Source organism: Pseudomonas sp. JUb42, from assembly GCF_024807945.1.
In the GTDB taxonomy this organism is placed as follows: domain Bacteria; phylum Pseudomonadota; class Gammaproteobacteria; order Pseudomonadales; family Pseudomonadaceae; genus Aquipseudomonas.
The window spans coordinates 60,673-74,665 of record NZ_JANUFD010000019.1 but is presented as its reverse complement, the minus strand read 5'-3'; the positions used below and the strand labels follow the sequence as shown (position 1 = coordinate 74,665).

Genomic DNA, 13,993 nt, shown 5'->3' with positions numbered 1-13,993 from the left:
CTTCGCCTGAATAAACCAGAAAAATAACAACAAGAGGTTTCATCATGATCAACACGTCCAGCAGTGCCCAGACGCACTGGCTTGCCACCCGGCGCGCAATGGTCCGGCTCATCCCGTTGATGTGCGCCATTTATTTCATGTCGTACCTGGACCGCACCAACGTGGCCCTGGCCAAGGCCGCCTTGAGCACCGACCTTGGCATCAGTGCCGCCGCCTATGGCCTGGGCGCGGGGATATTTTTCATTGGCTACGCGTTGCTGGAAGTGCCAAGCAACCTGCTGGCCCACCGCATCGGCCCGCGTCGCTGGATCTCGCGGATTGCCGTGAGCTGGGGCGTGCTGTCATCCTGCATGATGTTTGTCCAGGGGGAATGGTCTTTCTACCTGCTACGGGTATTGCTGGGCATCGCCGAGGCAGGCCTGTTTCCGGCACTTATGTACATGGTCACCCTGTGGTTTGCGCCCAAGGACCGCGCCATTGCCATTGGCTGGATCTACCTGGCGCCGGCTTTGGCCCTGGTGATCGGCAACCCGATTGGTGGCGCGCTGATGAAGATGGACGGCATCGGCGGCCTGCATGGTTGGCAGTGGATGTTCCTGCTCGAAGGCCTGCCCAGCGTCGTGGTCGGTGTCATCCTCTGGTTCAAGCTGCCCGAGCGCCCGCGCCATGCGCGCTGGCTGACCAAGAAACAGGCCGATTCCCTTGAAGCCCATGCGCTGCTGCCCGGTCATGGCGATTCCCACGAGTATTCCGGCCACTGGGTCAAGGCATTGAAGCGACCGACCACGATCCTGATTGGCCTGATCTACTTCCTCAATCAGGTCGCCTTCGTCGGCCTGGTGTTCTTCACCCCGTCGATCATCCAGCAGATGCAAATTACCGCGCCGCTGACGGTCGGGCTGCTGTCCAGCAGTGTGGGCGTGGGCTTTCTCTGCGGCGTACTGGTGCTGCCGCGTATTCATCGCCGAATCGCCCGGGACTGCTACTGTCTGGGCCTGTTTACTGGCGGCCTGATTCTCAGTTCAGTCGCCTTTACGCTGATTGATGACGCCTTGGTGCGCATCGCGCTGTTTAGCGCCACCTCGTTATTCGCTGGTGGCGTGCTGCCGATCTATTGGGCCGTGGCCATGAAGCGCCTGCAGGGTATTCAGGCGGCGGCCGGGCTGGCCTTTATCAATACCATTGGCTTGCTCGGCGGCTTTGCCGGCCCCTATCTGTTTGGCCTAGTGGAAAAGGCCTCGGGCTTGAGCTCGTCGGGTTTCTACGTGATCGTCAGCGCCGCCGTGCTGGGGCTGCTATTGGTGCCGTTGCTGGCCAGGGCCATCGATGCCGAAGAAAGCCCGCTGATGGCGACAGCGGTCACGGAATAACAGGAGAGAGTTAATGAAGATTGTTGATTTGCTGACACCGCCCAAGGGCTTGAAGGTAATCATTACCGGTGGTGCCGCTGGCATAGGCGCGGTCATTGCCAGGGCCTTTCATGAGGTTGATGCCCAGGTGTACATCTGCGATATCAACGCCGCCGCCGTGGACAGCATGAAGCGCGAATACCCCGGTATGCATGGGGGCGTAGTGGATGTGGGCATCAAGCTGCATGTCGAACGCATCATGGACGAAGCCATCGGCCTGTTGGGCGGCGTCGATGTGCTGGTCAATAACGCCGGAATTGCCGGGCCGACAGGCAATATCGAGGCGCTGGACGCCGACGCCTGGGAGCAGACGGTGTCGACCAACCTCAACAGCCAGTACTACTTCCTCAGCAAGGCCGTGCCGTACCTCAAGCAGTCGCAGAACAACCCGCACATCATTGCCATGTCGTCGGTGGCGGGGCGCTTGGGCTATCCGTTTCGCACGCCCTATGCCTCGACAAAATGGGCGATTGTCGGCCTGATGAAATCCTTGGCCAACGAACTGGGACCGGACAATGTGCGGGTAAACGCCATTCTGCCAGGGGTTGTGGCGGGGGAGCGCATGGACCGGGTTATCGACGCCCGGGCCAAGGCCCTAGATATCAGCTTCGACACCATGCGCGAGCAGTACCTGGAAAAAATCTCCCTGCGCCGCATGGTCACCATGGAAGACGTCGCCGCCATGGCGTTGTTCTTGTCCTCCCAGGCTGCAATGAATGTGACCGGGCAGGCTATCAGTGTGGATGGCAACGTCGAGTATCTTTGACTGCACCCTTTGCTCGATGGCTATCAGGCAACCAGCAGCCTCGAGTGTGTCGGCAGCCCCGCCTTGACCGGGCAGGGCTGCTTCAATACATTCAACCCTTTTGGGGGATACGACCGTGGCCACTGGCGACACAAAGCAGGCTGTGCTGATGGCAGCTCGTTCGATGGTGCAGGCGCGAGGCTATAACTCCCTGAGTTTTCGCGACCTGGCAACGGCGGTCGGGGTAAAAAGCTCGAGCATTCATTACCACTTTCCCACCAAAGGTGATCTGGGCGCCGCCCTGGCCCATCAGTACACCGACGAGTTCCTCGAATACCTGAATCAGGTGTTCGACACCTGGAAAGACCGCAGAACCTGCATCAAGAGCTATATCGACGTTTTCCGCGCCACTCTGGTCCGGGAAAACCGCATGTGCCTGGGCGGCATCATGGCGGCCGAATACACCGACCTCGCCGCAGAAGTGCAAGTGCAGGTCCACCGTTTCACCCAACTGCTGACCGACTGGCTGGTCAAGGTCCTCGACCTTGAACCCCATGATCGCGACCCGGTGGCGCTGCGCAAATGGGCAATGGCGATTTTCGCCGCCGTCGAAGGTGCGCAACTGGTGGCGCGGGGCTGCGATGATGTGCAGGTTTACGACAATATTCTTGAGGCTTATTGGGTGGCGGGGCCTTTTCCAGTGGCGTGATTGAAACTCAAAAGAATCATGACTTCCTGAATTTATCTGGCTTTTTGTGGGACCTGCTTCAGCCAGGAAGACGATATGACAGGCATATAGAAGTGCATCGATCCTGCCTGCGCCTTCCCGGCTAAAGCCGGTCCCACATTATTTATGACAGCCCGGCAGCAATGGGCTAGGCCCCTTAGCCCCCCTGAAACAGAGCATTTCGACTCAGCATCTCGAGCAACCGCTCCACCGCGAAGGACATCTGGCGGCCTGCGCGCACCATCAATTGCGCCTCCGCGCTTTCGAATATCTCGTTACGGGTCCTGAGGGCGACCAGGGTGCCCTGGGCAACTTCATTGGCCACGGCGTGGGCGGACAGAAAGGTCACACCCAAGTGAGCCTTGACGTAGCTCTTGAGCGTGGCGATGGAGTTGGTGACCAGACTGGGCTGGAATTGGATGCGTTCGGAATACTCGGCCAACTGCACCAGGTTGCTCAGGCCAAAGCCGCGGGACATCAGGCCGACCGGGTAGGGCGTTACATCGCTTAGCGCCAGTGGCTGCTTTTGCCGGGTCAGCGGGTGATCTGGCCAGGTGATCACGCACATCGGCTGCTTGCGTGTCTCGACGGTGCGAATTGCCGGATCTATGGGCGGGCGAAATGCCAGGCCGATATGGGCCTGGTCATTGGCCAGCATGCGCACCACATCCACGGCGTTGGCAAACTCCAGGGTCACCACCAGTTTGGGGTATTGCTGGCAGAAGTCCTGAAGCACCCAGCGCACCAGTTCTTCGATAAAGCCTTCGCCGGCGACGATATGGATTTCGCCGCGTTCCAGGCCCTTCAATTCGCCGATCTGGGTCAGCAGCAATGCTTCGCTCGAGCGCCGTTCCCGGCAATGATCGATCACCAGTTTCGCCGCCTCGGTGGGGATGATGCCCCGGCCATGGCGCTGCAGCAGTTGCACGCCCAGTTCGTCTTCCAGTTGCTGGACCTGGCGGCTGACCACCGAGGGTTCAATACCCAGGCGGTCGGCCGCGCCACGAATGGAACCCGCTTCGGCGACCTGAAGAAAGTAGTGGAGGCGGCGTTCGCTCAAGCCGGATATGTGCACCTTTTGCTCCTGCTGAATGTTGACTAAAAAGCAACGCTTGATCTAAAGAAATGCTATTGTTCGGATTTTTCGCCCTCCCCATACTCGTTGTCAACGGAGCGATGCCAAGCTCTCTTGAATCACACAATAATAAAAACGCGCTATTGACGAGGGCTTCACCATGGAACGAGCGGATACGCTTGTCACTTCACTTCCCGCTGATGATTCAGCGCTGCGCGCGGTCTATCGCAAGGTCAGCTGGCGCCTGCTGCCGTTTCTCCTGCTGTGCTACGTGTTGGCTTATCTGGACCGGGTCAACATCAGCTACGCCAAGATCGCCATGCAGCAGGAATTCGGCCTGACCGACGCGGCCTATGGCCTGGCTGCGGGGATTTTCTTTATCGGTTATGTGATGTTCGAAGTGCCGAGCAACCTGTGGCTGGCTCGGGTCGGCGTGCGCAGGACACTCAGCCGCATCATGCTGTTATGGGGCGCAACATCCACCGCGATGCTGTTCGTCCACGACAGCACCAGTTTTTACGTGCTGCGGTTTTTCCTGGGAGTCTTCGAAGCCGGATTCGCCCCCGGCATGATCCTCTACCTGACCTTCTGGTTCTCCGGCAAACGCCGGGCGCAAGTCATGGCCTGCGTGCTGCTGGCCGGCCCGGTCTCCAATATCATCGGTGGGCCGTTGTCGACCTGGATCATGTGCGCGTTTGCCGACAGTCACGGGCTCGCCGGCTGGCAATGGATGTTTATCCTGGAAGGCGCACCGTGCATCGTGCTGGGGATATTCGCGTTCTTTTTCCTCAGTGACAGCCCGGCCCAGGCCAACTGGCTGACCCGTGATGAAAAGAACCTGCTGGCCAATGATCTGCGCCAGGTCGAGGCGCCAAAACAGCATACGTTTGCGCGAGCGCTGAAAGACTGGCGGGTGTATTGGCTGGCGTTGATCTACTTCTGCCTGATCTGCGGGCTCTACACCGTCAGTTTCTGGCTGCCGACCTTATTGCGCGATGCCGGGGTCAAGGACATTTTCCAGATTGGTCTTTACTCGATGATTCCCTACAGCGCGGCGATCGTTGCGATGCTGCTCAATGCACGCAGTTCTGACTGTCTTGGCGAACGTCGCTGGCATGGCGCGGTACCAGCGTTTCTCGGCGCGATCGGCTTGTTGTTGACCGGATTCAGTGCGGGCAATCTGACCATGGCCCTGTGCAGCATTACTCTGGCGACGCTTTCAACTTATGCCGCCTATGCGGTGTTCTGGGTGCGCCCTACCAGCTACCTGAAGGGCACGGCGGCGGCAGGCGGCATTGCCTTGATCAACAGCATTGGCGCGTTCGGCGGCTTTGTCAGCCCGTCGATCATCGGTGCCCTGAAGACTTTTACCGGGTCTTTCGTCGAGGGCATGGCCGCCATGGCGACCCTGCTGGTCATCGGCGGCCTGTGCACCCTGGCCCTGCATTTGCCCAAGCAGGCGGACGAGGCGACTCCTTCGGTTTAATTAAGCACCACCGCTGCAATCCCTCTCTTTTTAACAGGAACTCATTGTGATGAAGGCTGAACTTCACTACTGCGAAGTCGATGACTTGCGCCCGCAAATCCCTGAACTGACCCGTATCCGCCAACATATTCACCAGCATCCGGAAATGGCCTACGAAGAGATACAGACCGCGCGCCTGGTCGCTGACAAACTGCGCGGCTGGGGCTTTGCCGTCACCGAAGGCGTCGGTGAAACGGGCGTGGTGGGCACGCTGACAGTGGGCAGCGGCAAGAGCATCGGCATACGCGCCGATATGGATGCACTGCCCTTGACCGAGCAGACGGGCCTGCCTTACGCCAGTGTCTATCAGGGGAAAATGCATGCCTGCGGCCATGACGGCCATACCACCATGTTGCTCGGCGCTGCCGAGTACCTGGCGCGCACCCGCAACTTCAATGGCACCGTGCACCTGTATTTCCAGCCTGCGGAAGAGAAGGGCTTCGACAGTGGCGCGCAACGCATGGTCAAGGACGGGCTGTTCGAGCGCTTCCCCTGTGATGCCGTCTTCGGTTTGCATAACCATCCCGGCGAAGCGCCCGGCACCTTTGTGTTTCGTCGCGGGCCGTTCATGTCGGCCAGCGACAAGGTCGCCATCACCCTGAAGGGCGTCGGCGGTCACGCTGCACGCCCGCATCTGACGGTGGACCCGATCGTGGTCGCGTCCAGCATCGTCATGGCGCTGCAGACCATCGTTGCGCGCAATATCAACCCTGTCGAGACCGCTGTAGTGACTGTCGGCCTGCTCCAGGCCGGGGTCGCCAATAATGTGATTTCCAACAGTGCCTACATGGAACTCAGCATCCGCTCGTTCAGCACCCAGGTCCGCCAGCAGTTGCAGGAGCGCATCGAGGCCCTGGTTCACGCCCAGGCCGCCAGTTACGGCGCCACGGCAGAGATCGACTATATGGCGGGTTACCCGGTGATCGACAACGACGATGCCGAAACCGAATTCGCCCTGCAAGTCGCCCGGGAACTGGTAGGCGACGAGCAGGTGATCGCCCATGCCGACCAGCTCATGTCCAGCGAGGACTTCGCCTACATGCTCGAACAGCGTCCAGGCTGTTTCCTGCGTCTGGGCAATGGGGTGGGGGAGGATGGCTGCATGGTGCATAACCCGGCCTATGACTTCAACGACAAGAACCTGCCCATCGGTGCCGCGTATTGGGCGCGACTGGTGGAACGCTATCTGAATTGACGGTTCTGGCGGGCTTTCCTACATATCCGGCAACAGCTTGTCAGGCCCGAATCTGCTGGGCTGTAGGACTCTTCTGAAATTTCCCGATATGCTCTGGCAGCGCTTGAAGATGGCTGAACAGGCGACTAATTTGCTGCCCGTCGTTGTGTTTGACGACAGGGTTTAGTCGCCCGTTTTCCCCCTCTGATTGGTCGCTGCCCACGCCGGTATTTCTGATGCCGGTGTGGTGTTTTATGGCGGCTGTGCACGGGGCACCTTCGGGTGCGCCGGGTTAGGGGATTACCGGTCGACTAATCCGTGCACAGCCGCCACCCCTCGTTTAGTCGCGAGGACGTGATGGCTCAACCGAATTAAAGGAATCCCTATGAGTACATCGTTTCCGCACCTGTTCACCCTCAACCCCGATATCAAAACCGAAGACGCTCTGATCTTCGCCTGCGACTACCTCAATGACGTCGCCGCCATCGTTTACGAAACCGCCGAAAACACCACCCCCGAATACCGCCCCCTGGCCCGCTCGGCGATTCGCCATCTGGATGTGGTCAAGCAAGTGATCGAAGGGTTGGCGGCAAGGTCGCAAGGTCTCACCCCCCATCAAGCATGACGTAACTGTCTGAATCAGACAGCGGTCCCGCAACATCTGCAGCTCATTCAACCGACCGATGCGACGGCCCGAATTCACTACAAAGGTCCTCTTGGTCTGCAAGGGAGTAGTATCCCCGCAGAACTGACAGAGGACCTCACGCGATGCTTTCAACCGATACTGATCTGCAGGATGACTCCGGCCTGAACTGGGTGAGAACAGGACCTCGGGACGGCGCCACCGTTATCCTGATCCACCCGGTGGGCCACGACCTGACCTACTGGGCCGACCAGATAGAAGTACTACAGCCCCACTACGACGTGATCGCTCTGGATTTGCCCGGGCATGGTCGTTCGCCCGTCGCTGCCGAGCCATTGAGTTTCGTAGGTATCAGTGATCGTCTGGCGCGGCTTGTCGCCAGTCTCGGCAAGGGCGCGGTGCATGTGGTGGGTATTTCGGTTGGCGGGATGATCGCCCAGTCTTTTGCCCTGGCTTATCCGGACAAGGTGCGCTCGCTGTCGCTTATTGCCACGGCAGCGACTTTTGCCGATGTGGTGCGCGACGGCATGCGTGCCCGGGCCGAGACAGTGGAGCAGGGTGGGATGGCTGCCGTATTGCACTCCAGCCTGGAGCGCTGGTTTACCCCTGAAACCCGGACCAGAAGGCCGGACCTGATCGAGCGGATATCAAGAACCATGCTCGCCAACAATCCCGAGGTGCATGCGGCCATGTGGCGAATGATCGCGACCTTTGAGGTTCTCCCGCGCCTTGCTGAAATCGTCTGCCCGACCCTGGTTCTGGTGGGCGACAAAGACCCCAGCACACCACCAAGCGCCGCTGCGCTCATCGCCGAGAATATTGCCGGTGCGCAACTGGTGGTGCTGACCAATACCTCACATATCGCGATGCTGGAGTCGCCGGCGGCGGTGAATGCCGAGTTACTGCGGTTTCTCGCTGAAATCGGCTAGCGCTACTGATAGCCACTGAGCCCATCAACAATCGCGGCAAAGGTCACCGCGCAGCGGGCGTTATCGCGCAGGTCTTCGTGCATGGCGATCCAGGTGTCCATTTCTACGGAGAAGGCCGCTGGCAGCACCCGTATGAGCGCCTTGTCCCTGGCCGCGACGGCTGACTGGCAGACCCCGATACCAAAGCCTGCGCGCAACGCGGCCAGTTGCGCCAGTTCGCTGTCGGCGCGAAAGGCCAGGGCAGGGCGGGCGAACATGGGGAATTGCTCGAGGAAACGGCGGATAAAGGCGGTCTCGCGATCAAAACCGATCAGGGCATGGGCGGACAAGTCGTCAAGGGACGCGGGCGCGCCTTTTGCCGCAAGATACTTTTCATGTGCATATAAGCCGACTTCAATGGCGCCAACGCGACGGGCGATGAGGGCGTCCTGGGTCGGGCGAAACATGCGTACGGCGATATCGGCCTCACGCTGCAGCAGGTTGTCTGGCGCGTTGGACAGCGTCAGTTCGACGACCAGTTGCGGATGCGCATCGCGCAATGCCGCGAGAATCGGCGGCAGCACCTCGACGCCCATCACTTCGCTCGTCGTCAAACGCACCGTGCCGCGCACCTCTGTGCCATGGCTGCCCGCAGCCCGAAGCAATGCGGCCGAGGTCGCTGCCAGGCTGGCGGCATAGGGCCGTAGCAACCAGGCTGCGTCGGTGGGGGCGAAGCCATCGAATGAGCGGGTAAACAGCTTCAGGCCCAGGGCTGACTCCAGTGCATCGATATGTCGGCCCACCGTCGGCTGCGCCATCCCCGAGGCGCGTCCGGCGGCCGAGAGCGAGCCTGTTTCCAGGACCGCGAGAAACGTCCGATACCATTCCCAGTCCGGTTCGCGTGGCATAGGGTTATCCATTTTTGTATGGCTTCTAGAGAGGTTGCGGCAATCTTCGTATGAGTAGAGGTTGAGCACAATGGGTTCATCTTTCAGGAGTTCAGCCCCATGTCCGCTAATCCCCAACTGCATCTCTCCACCATCATCTGGCAGCGCGTCGAGGCCGCCCTGGTCTTTGTTGCGGGCATCGCGCTGTTCTGGCATTTGAACGATGGACTGTCGTGGTGGTGTGCACTGTTGCTGTTCTTTGCGCTGGATCTGAGCTTTTTCGGCTATCTGTTTGGCGCGAGGGTGGGGGCGGTTTGTTACAACTTCGCCCATGTTTACGCGGTGGGTGCGCTGTTGCTTGCGTGGGGAATCAGCATGGGGATACCGATTCTTGGGGCTCTGGGCGCGCTATGCCTGGCCCATTGCGGATTTGATCGGATGCTGGGTTATGGGCTGAAGTCGCCGCAGGGGTTCAGGTTTACCCATTTGGGGGTGGTGGGGCGGTAGAGGCTGGCATTACTGCGAGAGCCGAAAGCCGGCACAGCTTTCTGGACTGGAATGATTTTCGTGGGAGATCCCGCCCCGTCTACGACACCGCGTTGTCATGCAGCAAACACTAACTGAAGCGGGGCGCAAATCTTGTGGGAGCGAATTCATTCGCGAATAGGCCGGTGCGCCCGACGCATTGGTATCGTTTGAAATACCGCTTTCGCGAATGAATTCGCTCCCACAACAAAATAACCGCATTTCATATGGGCGATATGTGTTGTCGTACAACGGTGCAGCAGAAATTTTTCTCACTAACCGCCCACTAACCTCCATCCCCGATGCGCAGCTTTAGTTCAACTATGGTTGCGCAATCAGCCTTTCAGCAGGCAACTTCCTCCTTTACGTACTACCATTTTCCAGATTGACAGCCAGCCATAACGCTCGCTATAAGGAAGATTGTTGTACGACGACCGATGATTGTTGACGTCCAAACCTAAAAATAAAAATGAGTGTCGACCCATGATGAACTCGACTTGCTTACCCATCTCGTTGAACGCCGCGCCCGCCTGCCTTTGCGCATTGTCAGGCTCGGTGCCGCCCACCGTCCCACAAAACAGTCTTGAGGTCTGACTCCAGCCGCTGCGCCTGGAGCACGTACACCTGCGCTCTCACTTCGTTGTCGAGAGATGATCGGCATAATCCAATAATAAAGTGATGCTATGAATCTGAACGAGTCCACCCACCCGCAAGCGGTCAGCGCTACGCAGAGCGTCAGCAAGACGGTAGGCAAATATCGCTGGACCATCTGTGCGCTGTTGTTTTTCGCCACCACGGTCAACTACCTGGACCGCCAGGTCCTGAGCCTGTTGGCGCCGGATCTGTCGACGCAATTTGGCTGGAGCAACACCGACTACGCCAACATCGCCTCGGTGTTTCAGTTCGTCTATGCGATTTCGATGATTTTCGCCGGGCGTTTTGTCGACAAGATCGGCACCAAAACTGCGTTTATCCTGGCCATTGGCATCTGGTCCACCGGCGCGATCATGCACGCGCTGGCAGTGCCGCTGGGTGAAGGCATCGCCGCCATCTGCGGCGCCTTGGGCGTAGCCGCTATCCCGGTGTCGATTGCCGGTTTCATGCTGGCCCGGGCGGTTTTGGCGGTAGGTGAGTCGGGTAACTTCCCGATTGCGATCAAGGCTACTGCCGAGTATTTCCCGAAGAAAGAGCGCTCTCTGGCCACCGGTATTTTCAACTCCGGTGCCAACGTCGGCGCTATCACCGCGCCGATCTGCGTGCCGCTGATTGCTGCCATGTGGGGCTGGGAAGCGGCCTTTATTGTGATCGGCATGCTGGGTTTCGTCTGGGTTGCCGTCTGGATCGCCCTGTACCAGAAGCCTGAGCAACAGAAACGCCTGACTGCCCAGGAGCTGGAATACATTCGCAGCGACCAGAGCGAGCAGGAAATCGCCAACGCAGCGCCGGGTGCTGTCGGCAAGAAAGTCTCCTGGTTCAAGCTGCTGACCTATCGCCAGACCTGGGCCTTTGCCTTTGGCAAGTTCATGACCGACGGCGTGTGGTGGTTCTTCCTGTTCTGGCTGCCGACCTACCTGTCGGCGCAATACGGCATGAAGGGCGCGGCCATCGTCCTGCCGCTGTTCGTGCTGTACAGCATGACCATGGTTGGCAGTATCGGCGGCGGCTGGTTCCCGGCCTACTTCATGGCCAAGGGCGACAAACCCTATGACGGTCGCATGAAAGCCATGTTGGTCATCGCCCTGTTCCCATTGGTAGTGCTGCTGGCGCAACCCTTCGGTTACATCAGCTTCTGGGTGCCGGTGCTGTTGATCGGTGTCGGTGCCTCGGCGCACCAGGCCTGGTCGTGCAATATCTTCACCACCGTGTCCGACATGTTCCCGCAAAAGACCGTGGCGTCCGTGGTCGGTATCGGCGGTATGGCCGGTGGCCTGGGCGGCGTGGTGATGACCAAGATCGGCGGTTGGGTGTTCGACTACTACAAGTCGATCAACGACATTCACACCGGCTACATGATCATGTTCGCCATCTGCGCCCTGGCGTACCTGGTGGCCTGGACCGTGATGAAGCTGCTGGTGCCGCGTCACAAGGAAATCACTGACCTGTAAGTCAGTCGTCGCTACAGCAAAAGGTGGCCTGTCCATTCTCGGGGGAAAATGGACGGCCACCTTTTTTCGTTCCTGGGCCAGCAAGAATCACAGCCCCAGCAATTTGAAACCCCAGAGTGCAGCCATGCCCAGACCCAGGGTCAGCAGGGTATTGCGGGTTTTCCAGGCCACCAGGGTCGCGACCAGAGCGGCAGGGATCTGCGGGTTCTCCAGCACCAGTTCGGTATGCCCAGGGGCAAACACCACCGCAGGCAATACCAGGGCCGCCAGCACACTGGCCGGGACATACAGCAAGGCGCGCTTGAGCAGCTCCGGCATGTGAAACCGACCGTGCAGCTCGACAAAGCAAAGGCGCAGGGCGAAGGTGCCGACGCCTGCTGCCAGGAACAGCCCCCACAAGGCCAGATCATTCATTGCGCTTGTCCTTCTGCGCCACTCACCGATGCGTCGTGCACCCGGGGTTTACGCAGGCTTTCGATAACCAGACCGGCAATTACCCCGCCGATGGATGCCGTGACCAGACCCAGGTTGTAGGGCAGGTTGATCGCCAGTACCGCGAGCACGCCACCGACCAGCGCCGCGCCGAGGCTGGCCATACTGCGCAGGCCGGGAATCAGCAGGGCCAGGAACGACAGGGGAATGGCAAAGCCCAGGGACCAGCTCTGCGGGATGCTGGCGCCCAGATAAATCCCGGCCACCACCGAGAGCTGCCAGGCCAGCCACATGCTGATCGCCGTGCCGGCGTAGAAGTGGTGGGCGAAGCGGCCCAGTTCACCGGAGGCGAATTTCAGCACGCAAAGGGCGTAGGACTGGTCCGATAGCAGATAAGCCATGGGCCAGGTCCAGCGTCGCGGCAGATGATGTACATAAGGCGCCAGGGAGGCGCTGTACATGATGAAACGCAGGTTGATGATCAGCGCAGTGACCACAATGGTGACCGGCAGGGCGCCGGTATGCAGCAGTTGCAGGGCCACCATCTGCGCCGATCCGGAATAGAACAGCAGGGTCATGCCGATGCTGGTGCCCGGCGACATACCCATCTGCACCGCCATATAGCCCGTTACCAGGCCGAATGGAATGACCCCAGGTGTCAATGGAAGCAGTGTTCGTACCCCATGCATGAACGCTTCCCGGCCACTTCTGTACGACATTTTCCTTCCTTTTTATAGGTTTACTGCCGCGCGATGAAGCTGGCGCAGCACAGAGCATCATGGGATAAATTGTAGGCGTCGGCGCCTGCGGGCAGAACCGACTTTTTCTCCGGGGAAACAGGCACATTTTGTTATGACGAAACACTCCCAGCCTGATCAGGCGCTGATGAAAATGCCATCGTTCAAGGCCATGCGGGCGTTTGTCGCGGCGGCCAAGTACCGCAACTTCAGCCGCGCGGCGGACGCCTTGTGCGTGACTCAGGCGGCGATCAGCCGACAGATTCGTGATCTCGAACTGTATCTGGGCACCGAGCTGTTCATTCGCACGGGGAGGGAGGTCAGGCTGACCGCACCCGGCACCGCGTTGTTCGATGCCGCGCAGCTGTCGCTGCTGAATATCTTCCAGGCCACCGAACGCATACGCCGGGAGAAAAACGACAAGCACAGCCTGACCCTCTGCTGCTCCCCGGCGCTGTCCGGGCTGTGGCTGTCCCACCGGCTCAGGCACTTCTTCAGCGCCAACCCCGATGTCGACCTGAATATCATCACCACCCAGCATTTCCTCGCCATCGAGCCGGGCATCCATCCTGATATCTTTATTACCAAGACCTCCGACCTGCGCCCCGGCTACCTGCGTATTCCGCTGTTTTGCGAAGTGGTTTACCCGGTCTGTACGCCTGAATATCTGGCCGCTCATCCCGAGCTAAGCACTCTGGAAGGCATGCGCCAGAGCACGCTGCTGGACCTCAACCCCTATGGCCGCTCCCAGCTTACCGAGCAGGTGGACTGGGATGTGTGGTTCGCCTTCCAGTCCCATGACCTGCAGATATCGGCCGCGGACACCCCGCATTACTTCAGCAGCAACGACTACGGCCTGTTGGTGCAGATGGCCCTCGATGGGCAGGGGCTGGCCCTGGGCTGGGCTCATCTGGTCGGCCATCTCATCGAACAGGGGCGTTTGGTCCGACCGGTTGCAGAAGAACTGGTTTTAAAAGGGTCACTTCAATACCTGATGATCAACGAGAAGAGGCAGGACGATCCGGCGTGTGTGCGCTTGAAGGATTGGTTGCTCGCGCAGTTTGGTGTTCAGGTCTAGAGCCGGCGCTGTGCATGAAGCAT

General features: G+C 59.5%; 15 protein-coding genes. 10 read left to right on the top strand and 5 right to left on the bottom strand.

The window, feature by feature from the left end; genetic code table 11:
* The first annotated feature begins 44 nt into the window (after window positions 1-44).
* The 3 genes from M2401_RS29985 (at window position 45) to M2401_RS29975 (ending at window position 2,863) form a co-directional block, all read left to right on the top strand.
* On the top strand, window positions 45-1,370 hold the full coding sequence (locus M2401_RS29985; RefSeq protein ID WP_259109478.1) for an MFS transporter: 1,326 nt from the start codon (window positions 45-47) through the stop codon (window positions 1,368-1,370).
* Between the two features lie 13 nt (window positions 1,371-1,383).
* Window positions 1,384-2,175: an SDR family oxidoreductase gene (locus M2401_RS29980; protein WP_259109475.1), complete on the top strand. Its 792-nt coding sequence runs from the start codon at window positions 1,384-1,386 to the stop codon at window positions 2,173-2,175.
* Window positions 2,176-2,323: 148 nt separating this feature from the next.
* A complete protein-coding gene (locus tag M2401_RS29975) occupies window positions 2,324-2,863 on the top strand; it encodes a TetR/AcrR family transcriptional regulator (RefSeq protein ID WP_259109473.1) in 540 nt (179 codons plus the stop codon).
* Window positions 2,864-3,038: 175 nt separating this feature from the next.
* Here the strand turns inward: M2401_RS29975 and M2401_RS29970 are convergent, their stop codons facing one another.
* On the bottom strand, window positions 3,039-3,956 hold the full coding sequence (locus tag M2401_RS29970; RefSeq protein WP_259109471.1) for a LysR family transcriptional regulator: 918 nt from the start codon (window positions 3,954-3,956) through the stop codon (window positions 3,039-3,041).
* A gap of 160 nt (window positions 3,957-4,116) precedes the next feature.
* Between M2401_RS29970 and M2401_RS29965 the strand changes: the two genes are divergently transcribed.
* The 4 genes from M2401_RS29965 (at window position 4,117) to M2401_RS29950 (ending at window position 8,227) form a co-directional block, all read left to right on the top strand.
* Complete coding sequence (locus M2401_RS29965) at window positions 4,117-5,442, top strand: MFS transporter (protein WP_259109469.1); 1,326 nt, start codon at window positions 4,117-4,119, stop codon at window positions 5,440-5,442.
* Between the two features lie 49 nt (window positions 5,443-5,491).
* Window positions 5,492-6,676 carry a M20 aminoacylase family protein gene (locus M2401_RS29960; RefSeq protein WP_259109467.1) on the top strand — a complete coding sequence of 395 codons (1,185 nt, stop codon included), beginning with the start codon at window positions 5,492-5,494 and terminating at the stop codon, window positions 6,674-6,676.
* Between the two features lie 364 nt (window positions 6,677-7,040).
* The gene (locus M2401_RS29955; protein WP_259109465.1) at window positions 7,041-7,280 is read left to right on the top strand and encodes a hypothetical protein; all 240 of its coding nucleotides are present in this window, start codon (window positions 7,041-7,043) and stop codon (window positions 7,278-7,280) included.
* Window positions 7,281-7,423: 143 nt separating this feature from the next.
* Window positions 7,424-8,227: an alpha/beta fold hydrolase gene (locus tag M2401_RS29950; protein WP_259109463.1), complete on the top strand. Its 804-nt coding sequence runs from the start codon at window positions 7,424-7,426 to the stop codon at window positions 8,225-8,227.
* Between the two features lie 2 nt (window positions 8,228-8,229).
* On the opposite strand, the gene M2401_RS29945 is transcribed toward M2401_RS29950, so the two are convergent.
* Window positions 8,230-9,114: a LysR family transcriptional regulator gene (locus M2401_RS29945; RefSeq protein ID WP_259109461.1), complete on the bottom strand. Its 885-nt coding sequence runs from the start codon at window positions 9,112-9,114 to the stop codon at window positions 8,230-8,232.
* Window positions 9,115-9,213: 99 nt separating this feature from the next.
* Between M2401_RS29945 and M2401_RS29940 the strand changes: the two genes are divergently transcribed.
* Window positions 9,214-9,600, top strand: a complete 387-nt coding sequence (locus tag M2401_RS29940) for a DUF4260 domain-containing protein (RefSeq protein ID WP_259109459.1) — start codon at window positions 9,214-9,216, stop codon at window positions 9,598-9,600.
* Window positions 9,601-9,953: 353 nt separating this feature from the next.
* Here the strand turns inward: M2401_RS29940 and M2401_RS29935 are convergent, their stop codons facing one another.
* Entirely contained in the window at window positions 9,954-10,184 is a 231-nt protein-coding gene (locus tag M2401_RS29935; protein ID WP_259109457.1) for a hypothetical protein, read from the bottom strand.
* 117 nt (window positions 10,185-10,301) lie between these two features.
* Between M2401_RS29935 and M2401_RS29930 the strand changes: the two genes are divergently transcribed.
* Entirely contained in the window at window positions 10,302-11,723 is a 1,422-nt protein-coding gene (locus M2401_RS29930) for an MFS transporter (protein WP_259109456.1), read from the top strand.
* Between the two features lie 87 nt (window positions 11,724-11,810).
* Here the strand turns inward: M2401_RS29930 and M2401_RS29925 are convergent, their stop codons facing one another.
* Both M2401_RS29925 and M2401_RS29920 read right to left on the bottom strand, forming a co-directional pair.
* Entirely contained in the window at window positions 11,811-12,137 is a 327-nt protein-coding gene (locus M2401_RS29925) for an AzlD domain-containing protein (RefSeq protein ID WP_259109454.1), read from the bottom strand.
* A complete protein-coding gene (locus M2401_RS29920) occupies window positions 12,134-12,874 on the bottom strand; it encodes an AzlC family ABC transporter permease (protein ID WP_259109452.1) in 741 nt (246 codons plus the stop codon). The genes M2401_RS29925 and M2401_RS29920 overlap by 4 nt, the downstream gene beginning before the upstream one ends.
* Before the next feature lie 133 nt (window positions 12,875-13,007).
* On the opposite strand from M2401_RS29920, the gene M2401_RS29915 reads away from it, so the two are divergent.
* Window positions 13,008-13,970: a LysR family transcriptional regulator gene (locus M2401_RS29915; protein ID WP_259109449.1), complete on the top strand. Its 963-nt coding sequence runs from the start codon at window positions 13,008-13,010 to the stop codon at window positions 13,968-13,970.
* Window positions 13,971-13,993: the final 23 nt, after the last annotated feature.